Genomic DNA, 17702 nt, shown 5'->3' with positions numbered 1-17702 from the left:
AACAAGCCGAAAGTCGATTGGATCAGATGGAAGCGGACAAGAAGTAGATGCCGCACATCGTCGTGGAATCATCGAGCAAGACGCTGGCAAATCCTCGTGAGTTGCTGCAGCGGCTGGTTCGTGCGCTCTCAGACTGCGAAACTGTCGATCCCGCCGCAGTGAAGGGAAGGTTCGTCGAGCACTCGGTGTGGGAGCTAGGCTCCGGGGCGCCGGATGAGTTCGTCCACGTCAATGTCGCCATCATGGAAGGACGCCCAGACGATCTTCGCAGAAGTATGGCCGACCAACTTTACGCGGTCGCGAAGGAATACGTCGAGCGAGAGCGTGGAAACAAAGTCGTGGTCACGCTTGAACTTCGCGACATGGACCTCCCGACTTATCGAAAATGAACCACGAGAAATTTCTCGATTTGGTGTCGCAATCGCCCATCGTGGCGAGCGTGCAAGCATCACCGGGGTCACCACTTGAAGACGTCGAGACCCTCTATCGGTTGGCGCAAGCTTCGCTACAGAATGGCGTCCGAGTCTTAAGAGCTCAAGGCGAAGACACCATCCGTGCGTTCAAATCGCGTTTTGATGCGCCGATCATCGGTTTGATAAAGCGGGAATACGGCCAAAACCCGGTTTACATCACCCCGACGGAAGTCGAAGTCAAAGCGCTCATCGCCCTCGGATGCGAGGTGATTGCGCTCGATGGCACCGACCGACTTCGTCCCGATGGATCGTCGCTTGGCTATCTGATCGAACTTATCCATTCAGCGGGAAGACTGGCTATGGCAGATTGCGACAGCCTGGAGTCCGCGCGGTTTGCAAGGCATTGCGGTGCGGATCTGATCGGGACAACGCTTGCTGGATACACTCCAGCACGGCCGGCGACTAATGGTCCGGACTTGGCTCTATTAAGAGAGCTTTGTGACGAATTTGGACCAGGAGTCGTGATCGCAGAAGGGCGATTCAATGAGCCTTGGCAGGCACGCGCCGCTCTTCAGATTGGAGCGTCTGCCGTGGTTATTGGCGGTGCTTTGAACGATCCTGTCAAGCAAACTGCAGCATTTGTAAACTCGGCTGGCGCCAGGCACTCCCACGTCGCTGCGGTGGATATCGGGGGAACGTGGATGCGGCTGGCGGTCGTCGACAGAAATCTCACGATCACGTCCCACGAAAGGCACGAATTGCCAGAGTCGCGCTCACAGCGCTTGAAGATGATTCACGATTTCTGCGTGGCGCATCGATGCAACGTGGTCGGAGTTTCGTCTGGGGGCACCATTGACCCAGCTACGAACACTGTTGTCGAGACAAAGCCGCTGATCCCAGACCATCTGGGCACGAACTTTGAATTCGATCGGATCAAGTCTTACGCACTCAATGATGGCTTGGCCACCGCGTGGGGGCATGCCCAGCATCCCCAGTTTGCTGGGAAGCGCGTTGCCACCTTGGCGCTCGGCACCGGAGTCGGGTGCGGGGTGGTGGATCGCGGCAGAATCATGATGGGGCCTCATGGCGAATACGCCCGGATCAATGACCTGCAGTTTGGCGAACAATCGTTTGAGGACCAGCTCGGCGGTGCAGCACTGACACCGAACCCGACCGAATCCCAGAAAGCCACTGCGACTGAGGCGGCAAAGTCCGCGCTAGATCTCATCAAGGCGATTGTCTTACCCGACGAGATAGTTCTAGCGGGTGGCGTAGGATTGGCGGACTGGCTCGTACTCGATGGCGCGATTCGATCGCCTTATGGCAGCGACGCCGGAATTATCGGCGCCGCATGCCTGGCTTTGTTCCCACCTCAGATTTCGTAGATGGCCGAATACTTCTTGGTGATCATCGGGACGTAATCGTCCGCTGCCATCGGCTTTCCGGTCACCATCTGAATCAGTTCTTGTGGCGGATACTTGCTACCCTTGCTGTAGACCTTTTCCTTCAACCAGCCTAGAATCGGTGCAAAATTGCCTTGGCGGATCAGAGCGTCGGTGTCTCCAAGGTCGGCAACCAGCTTGTTCCAAATCTGCGCGCTGAGCAGATTGCCCATAGTGTAGGTTGGGAAATAGCCGATCGAACCCATCGACCAGTGAACGTCTTGCAGACATCCTTCGGCGTCGTTCTTTGGAGTTACGCCCAAGTACTCGGTGTACTTCGAGTTCCAATATTCAGGCAAGTCCTTGACCGCGAGTTTGCCTTCCAAGATGGCGGATTCCACTTCAAATCTCACCATGACGTGCAGGTTGTAAGTGACTTCATCCGCTTCGACCCGAATAAAGCTTGGCTCCACCTTGTTGATCATCTTATACAGCTGATCTGGAGTGAACGCCGCCATCGCTGGATATGCCTTGACAAACTCAGGATACATCCACTCAATGAACGCCGGCGACCGGCCGACGATATTCTCCCAAAGCCGGCTTTGGCTTTCGTGAACGCCGAGCGAAACGCCGCCTGCAAGAGCCGTGCGATCCCACTCCATCGGGCTACCTTGCTCATACATCCCGTGGCCTGCTTCGTGCATCGTGCCAAAGATTGCGCTCGGGAGATAGTCCTTAAACCGTGTCGTCAACCGGATATCGCCGACGCTCCACCCAGTGCAGAACGGATGAGGCGCGGTGTCTTGTCGCCCACGATTCAAATCGAAGCCAATCGAGTGAAGGAGGTATTCGGTGAACTTGCGCTGAACCTCCTTGTCCCAATCACCATAGAGTGGGGAATCGTCCGGCTGAGCCGGAGAAGCCTTGATCTTTGCCACCAAGTCCACCGTCGGAGCGCGCAATGTCGAGAACATCTGCTCGCATTGAGCGTGCGTGGCACCCTCTTCATACATGTCGATCAGGGCGTCGTAAATGTGGTTCGTGTAGCCAAGTAAGTTTGCCTCTTCCTTCGCGATTTCAAACAGCTCAGCGAGCAGTGGAGCGAATCCAACGAAGTAGTTGCTCGCACGAGCTTCCACCCACGCCTCGTGTCCTTCAGCGCAGAGCTTGCTCTTGCGGGAGACGAGTTCGGCTGGGAACTTGGTCTTCAACTTCATGTGGCGGGCAAGGACGCGAACCAGTGCCGCATCATCCGTTCCAGGAGTCACTTCGCTCTGTGCATCTTCGAGAGCACGCTGAGTTTCGTCAGCCACGAAGATTTCGTGCGACATTCGGCTCAACAAGCTCACGTGGTTCGCTCGTGCTTCGGCGCCACCCTTCGGCATAAAGCACTGTTGATCCCAATCCATCATCGCAATCGCTGCGTTGATGGCGTTGCAATCTTCCATTCGAGATTTAAGTTTTGATAGTCCGCTACCCATATTGCATAAAAGTCTACTGGTTCCATATGGGTCATTGCTCCCGGTATCGAAAATCTAATGCTAACTTTGAAATTTCTTGAAACGGCGGGCGAATTCGATCAGTAATCTTAAGTATCTATGGCTGATGAACAACTGCACCGATTGCCAGCGTTCGATCCGGTCACGGGCTCAGAGCTTTATGTGAGCGAAGTGAAATCGGATCAAAGCGGCATTGCCATGCGGGGCCGATTCGAGGTTCCGCGATTCGCTCGGCTGAACGAAGAGCAAAGTCGATTCCTAGAAGCTTTTCTGCGATGTCGCGGAGTGATTAGCAGCGTCGAAAAGGAGCTTGGTTTGAGCTATCCGACCGTGAGAAACCGACTGGACGGCGTCCTGGCGGCATTAGACTTGACGCCCGCAAAGCACGCTGATCCAATGCAAAACTTGGATGAGAAGCGCAAAGTTCTGGACGAGCTTGAAAGCGGCAATATCACAGTGGAAGAAGCGAAAGTACGAATTCGAGGTGGAGCATGAAAGAAGATATTACAAGGATTATGAAGTTGGTTCAAGAAGGCAAGCTGTCGCCTGACGACGCTGCCGAATTGATCGATGCGATGAACTCAACAAGCCATCAGGAAGTAGCGGATGTTGACCCATCTGAGCAAGGTTCCACAACGAGTTCAGGAACTGCGACACCACCACCTCCGCCGCCTCCCAGCGGTTCGTCTTCTTCACCTTTTGGCAGCTTGATCGATGCCATCGAGAAGCTCGGCCGCGAAGTGACCGCAACCGTGGATTGGAACGAGGTTTCAACTCAACTGAAAGATGGGGTGAAAAGCGGTGCGGACGCCATCAAGAAGGCTGCTTCGGAATTCAAAGCAGGGAAGTTCAACATCGGATTTTTCGATCAGGAAGCGAAAGAAGTTCGGCAACCGCTGATGGTTCCAAGCGGAAAGATCTTGCGAATCGAAGCTACCAACGGGGATATCGAAGTGAAGGTGGATGCCAGCGGCACGCCTGAAGTTGTTGCCAATGCCAAATTCAAAGGAAGCGATCCTGAAGTTTTGAAGCAACGCGCGGCAGAATTCGCTCTCGTTGTCGAAGAAAGCGATCACTTTGTGATGATTCGGCAGCCCGATCAGCTGTTCACGACGGTGGATTTGAGCATTACGCTCGCTGAGGGATGCCCGATTGAAATCCGAACAGATTCTGGTGATGTCAAGGTCATTGGCGCCCGAGGATCGTGCCGTGTGCACGTTTCAAATGGCGACATTCACCTTGAAGACCTAGATGGAACTGTCGAAATCGGCAACATGGACGGCGATATTCGCGTCGAAAATGCGACCGTAACCATGCTGAACGTCGATAACAAAAATGGCGACATTTATTTCGCTGACGTCCAAGGCGCGATGAATGTCCGATCAACCACTGGCGACATCAAGTTCCAAAATTGTGGCGGCAAAACCGTCTCCGTTCAAGGCGTTTCCGGCAACCTTGTGCTGGACTTCTTGGTGCCCATCGAAGGAACTCTGAATGCCACGACAGTGAGCGGCGACATTTGGGTGACCATCCCCGATCAGAGCAGTGCCCGAACCAAAATCAGTAGCTTGCAAGGGGCTTGCACCGCTGCGCTGATGTTGCAAGATGTCATCCAGACCGACCGAAAAGTCGAGGGGAAACTCGGCGAAGGTGCCGGCATAATCGACATCTCGGCGGTCAGTGGTGATGTCACGATTCGGCTGCGAGAAAGCGCAACCTTGTAAGTCAAGCTAAAATAGTCGAATATGGCGTACTGGCTGATGAAATCGGAACCGGACACCTATTCGATTGACGATCTGGAACGCGAGGTCAAAAACGCCTGGGAAGGGTGCCGGAACTACACTGTTCGGAACTTCTTTCGGGATCGTTTTGAACCCGGTGATCTCGCGTTCTTTTATCATTCAAACGCGGTCCCTTCTGGAATTGCTGGCGTGATGCGCGTCGAATCCAAAGGGTACGCCGACCACACTCAGTACGATCCAAAGTCAGACTACTACGACCCCAAAGCCAAGACAGATCCGCCCACTTGGCTTCTGGTCGATGTCTCCTTTGTGCGGAAGTTTGATCGCGTCATTCCATTGTCCGCACTCCGTGAGAACCCAGATACAGCTGGAATGGCGGTTTGTATGCGGGGTCAGCGACTGAGTGTGATGCCAGTCACCGAAGAAGAGTGGAATGCGGTTATGGCTATGGTTGATCCCTCCAAATGAACAGGCGAATCCTCGTGATTGGCGCGACCGGGCTATTGGGTTCTGATCTCGTCCCAATATTGAAATCTCGCGGTTTTGACGTCGTTGCTCCATCGAGTGCGGAGCTGGACATCACGAACCCAGTCGATTGCGGCAAAATCCCAGCCGAGGAATTCGGAAAGTTCGATTGGGCGATCAACTGCGCAGCGTACACCAAAGTCGATCTTGCCGAGACCGAGAAGGAGAAAGCCTTTGAGCTCAATGCGACCGGACCGAGCATGCTCGCGAAGGCGTGTGCAATGTCCAATATTCGGCTGATTCACATCAGCACCGACTACGTGTTTGATGGTGAGAGCACCGAACCGTACACCGAGAGTCACGACACCAATCCCAAGTCCGTCTATGGTGAATCAAAGCTAGAAGGCGAACTGGCAGTCATCGAATCGAGTCCTATTCACGTTGTTTTTCGCACCTCTTGGCTTTATGGGAGCAATGGTCCGAGTTTTGTGAAGACGGTGCTGCGGCTGCTCGGTTCTGGAAACACTGTGCGCATCGTCAATGATCAGCGCGGTTGCCCAACGAGCACGGTTGGTCTGAGCGATGCGATCGCAAGTGCGATCGAGATCGAAATTCCAAGCGGAATCTATCACGCCACCGGGCAAACGGACCTGTCTTGGTATGAGTTCGCTCAAATCATCAAAGAAATTGCCGGCATTGACGTAGCGATCGAGCCAATCAGAACAGAAGACTATCCGACTGCGGCAAAGAGACCAAAGAACAGCGTGCTCTGCAATCGCAAACTCATCGAACTGGGGATCAAAATTGACCCGGATTTGGGCACGCCGCTCAAAAAAGTCATCGAAAATTTGACACAAAGCCAAGATTCGGCGTAGAATTTGGTTAGGAAGTGTATCCGCAAGGGGAGCCACGATAAGTGTGGCTGAGATGGCAAAGCGCCGAACTCTTGGAACCTGATTCGGCTAGTACCGACGGAGGGATTGCGGTGAGCGACCAATTCCATCGGACTCCATGGATGAAGGTCACTTACGTGCGACGTGGGTGACCTTCTTTTTTGTTTAAGACCATGAGACTCCAAAAAGCCTTTACGCTCATCGAATTGCTGGTGGTGATCGCCATCATCGCGATTCTCGCCGCGATTCTATTCCCAGTTTTTGCGCAAGCTCGCGAAAGTGCGAAGCGCACCGCTTGCCTCAGCCAAGCTAGGCAGATCGGAATGTCAACCATGATGTATGTGGGTGACAACGACGACGGAATGCCGATTTTCTCCGCATACGACGAGTTTTATCCGCCATCAGATGCGCGGCACAAAGGTGTCGAAGTTGGACTCCGGCCCTATATCAAGAGCCTGGAAATCTTCAAGAGTCCTCTCGATAACGGAGGGCCATACCTGTCTCGAACCTCGATTCCTGCCTTCTTACAAGGTAAGCCGACCTACTATGCCGCCTATGGCACCAGCTATAGGTTCACGAGCTGCATGTACACGATGGTCGCCGGTTATTCGGTTGGAAATGGATCGGTTTACGATTACAGCCGGAATGTGAACTTTGGCAGCATCGAATTCCCAAGCGAAACTCGAATCATGCGGACGGAGATGATGCCTTGGTTCCAGCAAAAGCCAGGCAATGACGCCTGCAATCTCTACGGTTATGACTGCCCAGCTCCAGGGAACTACTACCGTCAATGGTCGGGAATCGGCGGCACCGTGATCTTCTCTGACGGCAGTGCAAGGACCACGACATCTGCAGGCAAGTTTGATGCTCAGCGGATCAATGTCGAGGGTAACAAGTCTGGCGAGACAACGACAGACCCGAACGCTTGGACCGGAACTTGGTACTCGCTTTGCGACTGATGGGGCCGCAATCGATCACAAAACAGTTGCGGACTTCAAACTTTGCACGTCAATCATAAAGTAGAGTATTGATCAACTCTGTACCAATGCCATGTTGACAACTGTTCTTCTCGCCGCTTTGATCGGCCAATCGACACCCGCCAAGCCAGCAGTGGCTCCGGTTTTGCTCGCTCACAAGTACTTTAAGGGCGAAGTCGCGGCCTACAAAATGAACGCCCTGCTGACGGTCGAAATCAGAGAGACTGGACTCCAGACTTTCTTGCCGATGACCACTGGCTATGAGTACGCCTACAATTACACGGTGAATTCGGTAGATGAAGATGGCAACGCATCCATGCGCTACATCCGCCCAGCGACTTACCGAATTGATGGTGAAAACGGCGAAATGCCTGAAACCCGGGTTAAGGAAGAAGGCGAACTCAAGTTTGATATCGTGGCCACTCCGATCAATGAGCTTCTCAGCGCGAAGATCGTGAAGCCGCCCGCCAAGCCGGGTGCGAAACCCACTCGCACATTGAATATGATGCAGGAAGGCCCTGGTGGGACCACGATCACAGATATCTTGATGGGGAACGTCATCGGCGAGCTTTACCGAATGGCCTTGAACGTTGGCAGCTTGGACAGCTCGTTTGAGTTCTCGCCAAAGTTGCCTGAAGAAGAAGTCAAGCCCGGCGATACTTGGGCCTACACGTTGTCGTATGCGCCTCAAAAGCTGGCAGGATCGAACAAGCAAGCCAACCAACGGTTGGACGTCACCTATGTCTATGAGGGCGTGAAAACTGGTGCAGGGAACAAGCCTGTCCACCGAATCACAGCGTCGCTCAAGCTGGATAACGACATGGTTTCGTATGTGAACGGCAACTTCGGGCTTTCGGACAAGGACAGTCCGTTCAAGGCGCTCAAGGTGAAATACGACCTGAAGTACCGATACGACTTAGATCTCAAGACTTGCTCAACGATTTATGCCGAGAGCAATTCGACCGGGACAATCGTCACTGAATTCAAGGGCGAAACTGAACCGATCGCGGAACGGAAGATCACTGGGACTTCAACTTTGACCCGGCTTAAGTACACTGTTCCAAGCGCGCAATCCAGTAAGCCCGCTCCGAAACCTCGTGCAAAACCAAACCAATAGAGAAAGGGGCTTCCTAACATCACTTTGGATTATTGCAGGAGGGCTTAGTGCCCTCCTGTTGCTTTCACATCCATTCGTCGCCATTGCTTGGCCGCTGGCGATTTTGCTTTTCTCACTGGCGCTGCTGTGTGAGCTAGCTCCGGTGCATTATCACCGTGAAGGTGTGATGCTTGCGCTGAGTCTCGCCTACGTCTGTGGGTTCCTCGTGATCTCCGGGCCGACAAACGCGTTGGCTGTAGAACTCTTGCTCGTGATCACGACCGCGGTGATCCAACAAACCAGAAAGCGATCGAGTCGGGCGTTGTACTGGCTCAAATACAACGCCGCTGTTACCGTCATTTCGAGTGCAACCGGCGGCTTGTTGTGGACTGGTGCCGACATGTTAGGTTCGCATTGGGCGGTTGGAGTGACTGTCTTTGTAGCGGGCTATCTTGGCATCAACTATTTGCTCGTTACTCACATTGGGACTCGTTTCGGAGCACATTCTTTCTCGGAGCAGATTCAAAAAGGACTGCGATTCACTCTCTTTGCGAGCGGAGTTTATCTCCTGTTTGGCATTGGTATCGGGGTTCTGGTCCGAGAAAATTTGGCGCTCCTCTTGCCGCTAACTTACTTGCCGATCTGGCTTCTGCGGAGTGTGATCGATGCTGAGCGGCGACTCGAAGAAGTGAGTTACGAGACGATGGTGGCGCTCACTATCATGCTTCAGCGGGCGCATCCGTACACCCATGGCCACCTTGAAAGAGTCGGGAATCTCGCAGAGGACGTCGGTCGGAAACTTGGACTACCGCGGTCGAAATCGAGGCTTTTGCGCGAGGCGGCCGTTTTACACGATATCGGAAAAATCGCCATCGATGAGGAAGTGCTCGATAAACCCGCACGCCTTACCGAATCCGAATTTGAGCACGTCAAACAGCACTCCGAATTCGGTGCAAGAATCCTCTCCGGAAGCGAACGGTTCCAGGCGATCGTGCCCTGGGTCCGGCACCACCATGAACGACCCGATGGCAAAGGATATCCGCACCAACTCTCGGATATCGAGATTCCGATCGAGAGCAAAATCATCTCTGTGGCGGACGCATTCGACGCGATGGTCGGCGGGCCAGAGAGTTCAGAAAAGAGAAGCTATCGCGATCCGATGACCGAGGACGACGCGATTGCAGAACTTGAAAGATGCTCAAGCACGCAGTTTGATCCCCGAGTTGTACAGGCCTTCAAAGAATGTCTGAGAGGTGCGGCAAGGTGAGTGTCGGCGCGATTATCGTCCTGGTTGTCATGGCTTTGGTCACTGCCGGACTTGCTTACATTCACTACGTGAGGCTCCCACAGCAGTATCGTGACCACGAACGGAATCACCTAAAGGTTTTCGGATCGGCGGTAGAACTTCGGTTCCAAGGACAAGTCGGACTGACTGAAAGGGTTGTCAATCTGAGCCTTGCCGTAGCGAAGGACCTCCGACTTCCAGACAGTGCGATTGACCGGATCGAGCGCGCGTCTCATTTAAGGGACATCGGGCTTTGCGCCATTCCATGGAAGCTCGTCAACGAAAGCAATCCGCTAATGTGGTCTGATTCGCAACGAGCGGCGTACGACAAGCATTCCGAGATTGGTGGCGCGATGCTTGAACTCGTCCCAACTTTGCGGGACCTCGCAACGATCGTTCGGACCCACCATGCGCCATTCGATGGGACCAAGGGGCCGAGTTTCCCAGCAGGAACCAGCATTCCATTTGAAGCCAGAATCATCCACGTGGTCGACGAATACGTCACTCGGGAACGGCTACAAGGCGCCACGTTAGCCAGAACATATTTGGTCCACCATAGCGGACGAAAGTTCGATTCTGGAGTGGTGGAATCGCTTCTGCGAGTGCTGCCGCAACATGAGTTTAGTGAAGAGCATGAACTGGCAAACATCAACTAGAGTCGCGTTGCTCTTTTTTGTCGTCTCGCTCGTGATTCGGGTGATCGGCATTGGCTGGGGGCTGCCTTCGAGTCAGAACATCGCCAGTTTTCATCCCGACGAACCGGTCAATTGGGCGGTAACACAGCAAGTCGATCCCCTCAAAGGCGATCTCGACCCCGGCTTCTACAATTACGGCACAGCCTTTTTCGCTATTAACCATTTGGTTAACGATGTCGTCGATGCTTTGGGGATGGGAGCGACCGATCCATCTGTGGCGACCGTCGGTCAACAAGCCAATGAGATTGCCGCAGGTCGATTCATTTCAGCAGTCTGCGGATCGATCCTTGTCAGCATCACGTTTCTGATTCTGTTCGGTAGGGTGCACTTGATCGGTGCGTGTTTTGGAGCCGCCGCAGTGATGGTGGCCCCCGGTCTTGTCATGCATTCCAGGTTTTTGACACCGGACGTCATGGCAGCAATGTTTGTCACGCTGAGTCTCTACAGCGGAATCCTTGCCAGCGAGTCTCCCGCGATGAAGCATTGGGTTTGGGCTGGCATTTGTGCTGGTCTCGCGGCGGGAACAAAGTACAACGGAATCCTGGCATTGGCCGGGTTGTTGCCGGCGTTGATCGCAATTCAGCGTTCGGAAATTCCAAAGCGGTTTGGCGTCGCCCTCGGTTGTGCGTTGCTGACTTTCGTGGTGAGCACTCCAGGTGTCTTCATAAACACCGCACAATTTTCTAAGGACTTTTCTTACGAGCTTTGGCATACGAGTGCTGGTCACGGACTCGTTTTTGCAGGCACCAGCCCCGGCTATATCGCTCACCTGGCGAACATCGCGGTGGCATTCGGAACATTGTTGCTGCTCCTTTCAGTCTGTGGCACCGTGCTCGCTATCCGAGATCGGTTGAAGTGGATGAGCGGCCTCCTTGCTTTCGCATTGCTCTATTACTTGCTGATCGGAAAAGCGGAGCTCAAGTTCGTTCGATACGTGTTTCCTCTACTTCCAGTGCTCGCGGTATTGGTCGGAGCGATCGTAGCCAAGGCCCACACCGCTGCCAACACAAAATGGCGAGGTGTTGTCGCCATCGCAATTCTGGGCACCTTCGGAGTGTTTGGCGGAGGGGTCATGGACACAACCCGGGCAACGATGTTGATGAATGAGAAGGATATCCGCATCACGATCGCCGATCAACTAAAATCAAACGGAAGAGGGAAGTCGGTTGGATTAGTCGCCGATCCATGGTTTTACACTCCCGCGTTATTCCCTGAATCAAGCGCGCCACGATATGTGCCTTTCAAGTTTAGAGAAGAGGCCAGGCTCAGTGCACAGAACCCATCGGTACTCCGGTTTGTGCCGCCAAACCCAGACGAACGGATTGATTGGGATGTACGGCTCCTAACCGAATACAAGCCCGATACAATCGTGTTTTCGAGCTTCGAAACCGAAGGATATGAGCGGCTGGCTGTTCAAACTCCCGATGACCCGCGTGTGGCCCCGTTCCTAGATTTCACCAAACGGTTAAAAGAACAATACGATCTGGAGAAGGTTTATGCCTCGCCGATCCCACCGCTCCACGACATGATGTACGTCCGTCCAACCTATTATTTATGGACCCGCAAGAACAACTCCTCGAACCCATAGAGAAGTTTTTGGACGATTTGGCGAACCTACGCGGAGCGAGTCCACACACGATTGCCGCCTATCGCTCCGACCTCGTTCAAGCGGCGTCATTCTTTGCGCAACTCAATGTTACTGAGTGGGAATCGATCTCTAATGCCCAGATGATGCAGTACCACGCAACACTGGGGGCACCCCTGGCCCCGGCAACCTCTCGTCGCAAGCTGTCGGCCGTTCGAGCACTGCTCAAGCACCGTCAAAAGTCCACAAAAACAAGTGCGGACCTTCCTTCGACGGGAGGATTCAGACGCCAGCGACTCCTGCCTAAAGCACTGTCGGAACCTCAAATGAATGCCCTGTTAGAGGCAATGACGGGAGACACTCCTGAATCCCTTCGAGACCGGGCATTGTTCGAACTCCTCTATGGCGCCGGCCTGCGGATCACCGAAGCTCTGGAATTGCGGCTCGATCAGATAAGACTTGACGAAAAAGCAATCTCGGTGACCGGAAAAAGAGGGAAGACCCGATGGTTGCCGTTGCCCGAACTCACTGCAGATTGGGTCGCGAAGTACTTGGAACTTGGACGTCCGCAACTCGTGGTGCGGCCCACGTCCCGTTTCATTTTGTCTAACAGGGGAGCAGAACTGTCGCGCGTCATGGCGTACAAGATTCTCGCCCAATACCAGCGGCTAGCAGGGATCGATGCTCATGTCAGCCCACACATATTGAGGCACTCTTATGCTGTTCACTTACTGCGGAATGGGGCGGACCTCCGAGCTGTTCAAGAACTGCTCGGTCACGAAAGCATCGCCACAACGCAGGTGTATACACAACTGGATATGGAAGAAGTACGTCGTATTTATGATGGTTCGCACCCGCGGAAGTAGCATCAGAATTCAGCCGTGTGCTATACTCCCTCTTTGCATCCAGACTAGGGGCACAAGATTTTTATGAAGACCGAAATCCATCCCGCCAACCATCCGGTACTTTTCGTTGACGGCGATCACCAGTGGACCGGCGTTTCGACGATCAAGACTAACGAAACCAAGACCATTGATGGCATCGAATATTACGTAGTCAATGTCGAAATTAGCGCGTTTACTCACCCGTTCTACACAGGTCAAAAGAAGATCGTGGACAGCGCTGGTCGAGTCGAAAAGTTCATGCGCCGATACGGCAACCAGAACAAGTAAGTCCGTTTTCTTTAGAAGAAACATCGAGCCCCAGGCGATTCGTCTGGGGCTTGTTGTTTAGCGAACCACTCGCCAAGAGTCCTGCGTGCTCCAGGCTGGTGAAGGATCAGCCACTGAGGCCGATTGTTTTGCCTTTGTCCCCTTGGCAAGCATCATCAATGATCCGAGTTCTTGAGGCAACTCGGCATTTGGCGCCCAATCTTCGAACTCTCGCCCCAGAAATCCGGTGTCAATATCTCCGGACTTGAATCCAGGATGCTCCAGAACGCTGATGAGATATGGGATGTTGGTTTTGACGCCGAGAACATGGAAGTCCTTCAGAGCGCGAATCGTGCGGGTGATCGCCGCAGAACGATCTTCTGCCGTCACGATCAATTTCGCCACCATCGAATCATAGAACCTGCTGACCTCGGAGCCCGCGCTATATCCTGTATCCACTCGAACTCCCGGCGACTTCGGTTCTGCCCAGCCGATGATCTTGCCGATACAGGGCAAAAAGTTCTTCGCCGGATCTTCCGCAACAATTCGAACTTCGAGGCAGTGCCCGCGTAAGTTCGCCCGATCTCCAGCAATGAACTGAGGCGCCAAGTCCACCAGACTCTTTCCGCGAGCGATTTCGATTTGGAGACGGACCAGGTCAAGGTCAGTCACGCCCTCGGTGACTGGGTGCTCGACTTGGAGCCGGGCGTTAACTTCCATGAAATAGAACTCGCCAGACTCTGGATCCACGATGAATTCGACCGTCCCAGCGCCGTAATAGCCAGAGCCCTTTGCCAGGTTGACTGCGGCGTCGCGCATCGCGTCCCAAATATTTTTGCGATCAAAATAGGGTGCTGGCGACTCTTCAATCAACTTTTGATGCCGCCGCTGGATGCTGCACTCTCGCTCGAACAACGGGGCGACGTTACCGTGCTTATCGGCGACGATCTGGACCTCCACGTGACGGGGTGTCTTCACGAGTTTTTCGACCATCATCGTGCCGTCGCCAAAGGCGTTTGTTGCTTCGTCGCTCGCCATCGTGCACGCGCTCATAAACTCGGATTCGTCGAATACCGCTCGCATTCCGCGCCCACCACCGCCTGCACTCGCTTTCAGCATGACCGGGAAGCCGATCTTCTTCGCCTCTGCAAACAGCTGCTCTGGAGTCGCTCCTGGTTCAAAAAAGCCAAGTGTGATCGGCACGTTGTTTTGAACTGCGATCTGTTTGGCTTCGATTTTTCCGCCAAGCGCTCGCATGGCAGCCTCAGGTGGGCCGATAAATTCAATCCCGTTCGAGGCGCAGAGTGCCGAGAATTCCGCTCGCTCGCTCAGAAATCCGTAGCCAGGATGAATCGCATCGGCACCAGTCGTCTTTGCGGCGTCGATGATCGCCTCCATTCGAAGATAGGACTCAGCCGGAGCACTTCCGCCGATATACACCGCTTCGTCAGCGCAGGCAACGTGCATTGAATGTTGATCCGCCTCTGAATAGACCGCCACCGTGGCGATGCCCATTTCCTTGGCCGTTGAGATGATCCGAACGGCAATTTCGCCTCGGTTGGCAATGAGGAGCTTCTTCATGGCAATTCTTCTACAAACGACGCCTTTCTCTTTTCGAGGAATGCGGCGATTCCTTCCTGAGCTTCAGGATTCGAGCGGCGCGCGGCGAGCAATCGTGCCCCATCATCGGCTTCGACGGCTGGGTTTAGCGCCAGGAGTTTGCTGGCATGGACTGCCTCTGGCCCTGCAGCGAGAACCGCCTTGATCTTAGACTTAATCAGATCGTCTAGCTGATCGAGAGGGGCAACATCATGCACCAAGCCGATATCGTAAGCACGATTTGCTTTGAACACGTCCCCAGTGGAGAACAGATGCCTGGCGTGGCCCTGGCCGATTTTTGGAACTACATATCGGCTGATAGTCGCAGCTACTAGTCCAAGTTTTACTTCACTAAAACTGTAGAGTGCGTCTTGTGAACTAATCGCCACATCGCAAGCCGCCACCAGTCCAACTCCGCCTCCAAATGCGTGCCCATTGACCTTAGCGATCACCACTGGGCGGCAAGTCGCGATGGTCTCAAAAAGCACGGCAAGACGAACTGCATCTTGAAAGTTCTGCTCTTCGGTGTAGCCAGCGGCTCGCTTCATCCATTCCAGATCACCTCCGGCACAAAACGCCGATCCTTCTCCCGTCAAGACAACCGCACGGATTGTTGGAGGCAGATTCAAAAACGCCTGGCAGAGTTCCTCGATCAAGTGATCGCTAAGCGCATTTCGAACCTCTGGACGGTTGAGCGTGAGGGTGCAAATCGGGCCGTTAGTCTCGACTTTGAGCATGCCGATAGTATGTCCCACTGAGCTTAGTGGCCTTCTTGCTTTCGCGCGGACTGTAGCAATCGTTGCTTTGCCGTATTGCCCGGGACCGCGATGTGTCGCGAAGGATCGAACTCTTTGCCGATGGCCTTAGAATTCTCCTCGACATATACTTCGCAATTCGTGGTGTAGTACGCGCTGGGGATGTACCGAACGTAGTATCCGTCGGGATGCTTGCTCCAGCGACCAGCAGGCACTTCGCGCGAACCTTTGCCCCAAGGAGCCTCTCCGGTCAGGACGGCGACCGCCTCCATCTGTTGGAACGTTGAAGCTGGGTTAGTGAGCAAGCCTCGCAGCTTGTTTTCGGCTTCCATGACTTGGCGAACCAGTGGTGGCTCCTTGATCAACGCACCGCCGAGTCGATCGTCGGTGAGGAATCCGAGTGCACCGCCGTTAATATCTGCGATCTGCTTCGGAGTGAGGAGCTTTGCTGCAATTGCTTGCTGGTCGCGAGGTAAATCCAGAACCTTGGTTCGAGCGATCATCGCCCAGAGCAAGAGTTGGATCGGTCGCTGCTGAATCTCTGGGTGGTCAACCGAATTCTTTGCCACGGCGATCACTGCCGCTTCAAATGGGCCCTTCGGAGGTGCGAAAAGGTAACCATCGCCATTTCCTGGCCCATGGGTTCCGGCTTTGAGACAGTAACTCTGCAGAGTGCCTTTCCATGCACCTGCCTTCAAAATGAATCCGTGATTTGGTCCGCGCTCTAGGCTGAAAAGATCACCAGGCTTGGTGACCAAACCATCTTTGTCCTTGGCTTCCCATTTGGCGTCTGGAAGGGAAGTCGTGATCGAAGGACCCTTTTGGAAGAGTGCGTCCACTCCAGGAATCCCGCCGCCACCAGGGATACCGGGGAGTTGGGCAAACGCGAACCCACAAAGAACGACGGAAGCACTCAGCAGAGCCACCAATTTCATGGCGCAAGAATACCGAAAATCGAACCCATTACGGGCTGTTCGACCCATGACTAAATGGTGCATTGGTGGTAAACTATGCAAAATTAGCGAAACCGAGGACGGGTGGCGCACTTGTGCCACCCATCTTTATTTGCATTAAGAGGAACAGGTCGAAAATGGATATCATTCAGCAGCTGAATCAGATCGCGACGGAACGCGACATTCCAATTGCAGAGCTCTTTGACGAGTTGGAAGAATCATTGGCAGTCGCCTACAAGAAGTTTGTAGGGGTCAGCAATGAGGTCAGTGTGCAAATGCAAATTGACCGCAAGGACCTGAGCAAGATGTATGTGCTCAAGGAAGTTGTGGGAGAAGTCGTCAATCCTGCCCTTCATATCGGATTGCAGGCAGCACGACGGTACGACGAAGCTGCCGAAGTGGGCGGTTTTGTGCCGATCCAAGTTGACCCAGCTCGATTTGGCCGTATCGCCGCGCAGACTTTCAAGCAGGTTTTGACCCAAAAGATGCGTGAAGCCGAGCACAAGCGAATCACCGGTGTGTTCAGCGAAAAGCTCAACGATGTGGTGGCTGGCACCGTCGTCCGCAAAGAAGGCGAAAACGTCTTTGTGCAGGTCAACAAGGTTGAAGCAAAGTTGCCACGTTGGGAGCAAGTCCCTACCGAGCCATACCGAGTCAACGACACGATTCGAGTGTATGTACTTCGCGTAGAAGATGGCCGCCGCGGACTTGAAGTGATCGTCAGCCGAACGCATCCAAACCTTCTTCGCAAGCTGTTCGAATTGGAAGTTCCTGAAATCAACGAGGGAATCGTTGTCATCAAGAGCGTCGCCCGCGAGCCGGGGCAACGGTCCAAAATCGCCGTTCAATCCACCGACGAGCGCGTTGATTCCGTTGGCTCATGCGTAGGGCCGCGCGGTAGCCGCGTCCAAGCCATCGTTGATGAGTTGTACGACGAGAAGATTGACATCGTGCCTTACAGCGAAGATCCAAAGCAGTTCATCATCAACGCACTTAGCCCTGCAAAGGTCAACACGATCAAGATGGACGTGGACAACCGCAGCGCATACTGCATCGTTCCAGACACTCAGCTCAGTTTGGCAATTGGCAAGGGCGGACAAAACGTCCGACTTGCTGCCCGATTGACCGATTGGAAGATCGATATTCGAAGTGAATCTCAGGCCGCTGAAGACGGCGTGACCAATACCGAATCGGGCGGGGAGGCATGACTCC

The 17702-nt window shown here is 53.9% G+C and carries 18 protein-coding genes and 1 riboswitch; of the genes, 14 read left to right on the top strand and 4 right to left on the bottom strand.

Annotated elements, in window-relative coordinates:
• Positions 1 to 47: 47 nt before the first annotated feature.
• Together J0L72_03965 and J0L72_03960 are read left to right on the top strand one after the other, a co-directional pair.
• The gene (locus tag J0L72_03965) at positions 48 to 389 is read left to right on the top strand and encodes a hypothetical protein (GenBank protein ID MBN8689933.1); all 342 of its coding nucleotides are present in this window, start codon (positions 48 to 50) and stop codon (positions 387 to 389) included.
• Positions 386 to 1798 carry a putative N-acetylmannosamine-6-phosphate 2-epimerase gene (locus J0L72_03960; protein ID MBN8689932.1) on the top strand — a complete coding sequence of 471 codons (1413 nt, stop codon included), beginning with the start codon at positions 386 to 388 and terminating at the stop codon, positions 1796 to 1798. The genes J0L72_03965 and J0L72_03960 overlap by 4 nt, the downstream gene beginning before the upstream one ends.
• Here J0L72_03960 and J0L72_03955 read toward each other — a convergent pair.
• A complete protein-coding gene (locus tag J0L72_03955) occupies positions 1786 to 3243 on the bottom strand; it encodes a carboxypeptidase M32 (GenBank protein MBN8689931.1) in 1458 nt (485 codons plus the stop codon). The genes J0L72_03960 and J0L72_03955 overlap by 13 nt on opposite strands.
• Positions 3244 to 3393: 150 nt before the next feature.
• Between J0L72_03955 and J0L72_03950 the strand changes: the two genes are divergently transcribed.
• The 11 genes from J0L72_03950 (at position 3394) to J0L72_03900 (ending at position 13204) form a co-directional block, all read left to right on the top strand.
• Positions 3394 to 3789, top strand: a complete 396-nt coding sequence (locus tag J0L72_03950) for a DUF2089 domain-containing protein (protein MBN8689930.1) — start codon at positions 3394 to 3396, stop codon at positions 3787 to 3789.
• Between the two features lie 20 nt (positions 3790 to 3809).
• Positions 3810 to 5018 (top strand): DUF4097 family beta strand repeat protein, encoded by a 1209-nt coding sequence (locus J0L72_03945; protein MBN8689929.1) that lies wholly within the window; start codon positions 3810 to 3812, stop codon positions 5016 to 5018.
• A gap of 21 nt (positions 5019 to 5039) precedes the next feature.
• Entirely contained in the window at positions 5040 to 5504 is a 465-nt protein-coding gene (locus J0L72_03940) for an EVE domain-containing protein (protein MBN8689928.1), read from the top strand.
• The gene (rfbD, locus tag J0L72_03935; protein ID MBN8689927.1) at positions 5501 to 6376 is read left to right on the top strand and encodes a dTDP-4-dehydrorhamnose reductase; all 876 of its coding nucleotides are present in this window, start codon (positions 5501 to 5503) and stop codon (positions 6374 to 6376) included. Before J0L72_03940 ends, rfbD begins: the two co-directional genes overlap by 4 nt.
• A 15-nt stretch (positions 6377 to 6391) precedes the next feature.
• Positions 6392 to 6499, top strand: a riboswitch (TPP riboswitch).
• A gap of 68 nt (positions 6500 to 6567) precedes the next feature.
• Complete coding sequence (locus J0L72_03930; protein ID MBN8689926.1) at positions 6568 to 7353, top strand: prepilin-type N-terminal cleavage/methylation domain-containing protein; 786 nt, start codon at positions 6568 to 6570, stop codon at positions 7351 to 7353.
• Between the two features lie 91 nt (positions 7354 to 7444).
• Positions 7445 to 8488 carry a hypothetical protein gene (locus tag J0L72_03925; GenBank protein ID MBN8689925.1) on the top strand — a complete coding sequence of 348 codons (1044 nt, stop codon included), beginning with the start codon at positions 7445 to 7447 and terminating at the stop codon, positions 8486 to 8488.
• Positions 8489 to 8546: 58 nt separating this feature from the next.
• On the top strand, positions 8547 to 9734 hold the full coding sequence (locus J0L72_03920) for an HD-GYP domain-containing protein (protein ID MBN8689924.1): 1188 nt from the start codon (positions 8547 to 8549) through the stop codon (positions 9732 to 9734).
• Entirely contained in the window at positions 9710 to 10408 is a 699-nt protein-coding gene (locus J0L72_03915; GenBank protein MBN8689923.1) for a hypothetical protein, read from the top strand. Before J0L72_03920 ends, J0L72_03915 begins: the two co-directional genes overlap by 25 nt.
• Positions 10386 to 12035 carry a glycosyltransferase family 39 protein gene (locus J0L72_03910; GenBank protein ID MBN8689922.1) on the top strand — a complete coding sequence of 550 codons (1650 nt, stop codon included), beginning with the start codon at positions 10386 to 10388 and terminating at the stop codon, positions 12033 to 12035. The genes J0L72_03915 and J0L72_03910 overlap by 23 nt, the downstream gene beginning before the upstream one ends.
• Positions 12002 to 12898 (top strand): tyrosine-type recombinase/integrase, encoded by an 897-nt coding sequence (locus J0L72_03905; protein ID MBN8689921.1) that lies wholly within the window; start codon positions 12002 to 12004, stop codon positions 12896 to 12898. Before J0L72_03910 ends, J0L72_03905 begins: the two co-directional genes overlap by 34 nt.
• Before the next feature lie 63 nt (positions 12899 to 12961).
• Positions 12962 to 13204 carry a type B 50S ribosomal protein L31 gene (locus J0L72_03900; protein ID MBN8689920.1) on the top strand — a complete coding sequence of 81 codons (243 nt, stop codon included), beginning with the start codon at positions 12962 to 12964 and terminating at the stop codon, positions 13202 to 13204.
• A 57-nt stretch (positions 13205 to 13261) separates the two neighbouring features.
• Here J0L72_03900 and J0L72_03895 read toward each other — a convergent pair whose 3' ends face one another.
• Genes J0L72_03895 through J0L72_03885 form a run of 3 tightly spaced genes read right to left on the bottom strand, consistent with a single transcriptional unit; the run spans position 13262 to position 16472 of the window.
• Complete coding sequence (locus J0L72_03895; protein ID MBN8689919.1) at positions 13262 to 14764, bottom strand: ATP-grasp domain-containing protein; 1503 nt, start codon at positions 14762 to 14764, stop codon at positions 13262 to 13264.
• Entirely contained in the window at positions 14761 to 15519 is a 759-nt protein-coding gene (locus J0L72_03890) for an enoyl-CoA hydratase/isomerase family protein (GenBank protein MBN8689918.1), read from the bottom strand. The genes J0L72_03895 and J0L72_03890 overlap by 4 nt, the downstream gene beginning before the upstream one ends.
• A gap of 23 nt (positions 15520 to 15542) precedes the next feature.
• A complete protein-coding gene (locus tag J0L72_03885) occupies positions 15543 to 16472 on the bottom strand; it encodes a hypothetical protein (protein ID MBN8689917.1) in 930 nt (309 codons plus the stop codon).
• A gap of 155 nt (positions 16473 to 16627) precedes the next feature.
• On the opposite strand from J0L72_03885, the gene nusA reads away from it, so the two are divergent.
• Entirely contained in the window at positions 16628 to 17698 is a 1071-nt protein-coding gene (gene nusA, locus J0L72_03880) for a transcription termination/antitermination protein NusA (protein ID MBN8689916.1), read from the top strand.
• Positions 17699 to 17702 lie beyond the last annotated feature (4 nt).

The organism is Armatimonadota bacterium (assembly GCA_017303935.1).
Classification (GTDB): domain Bacteria; phylum Armatimonadota; class Fimbriimonadia; order Fimbriimonadales; family Fimbriimonadaceae; genus JAFLBD01.
The sequence above is the reverse complement of the archived record's forward strand: the minus strand, read 5'-3'. Positions and strand labels throughout refer to the sequence as shown.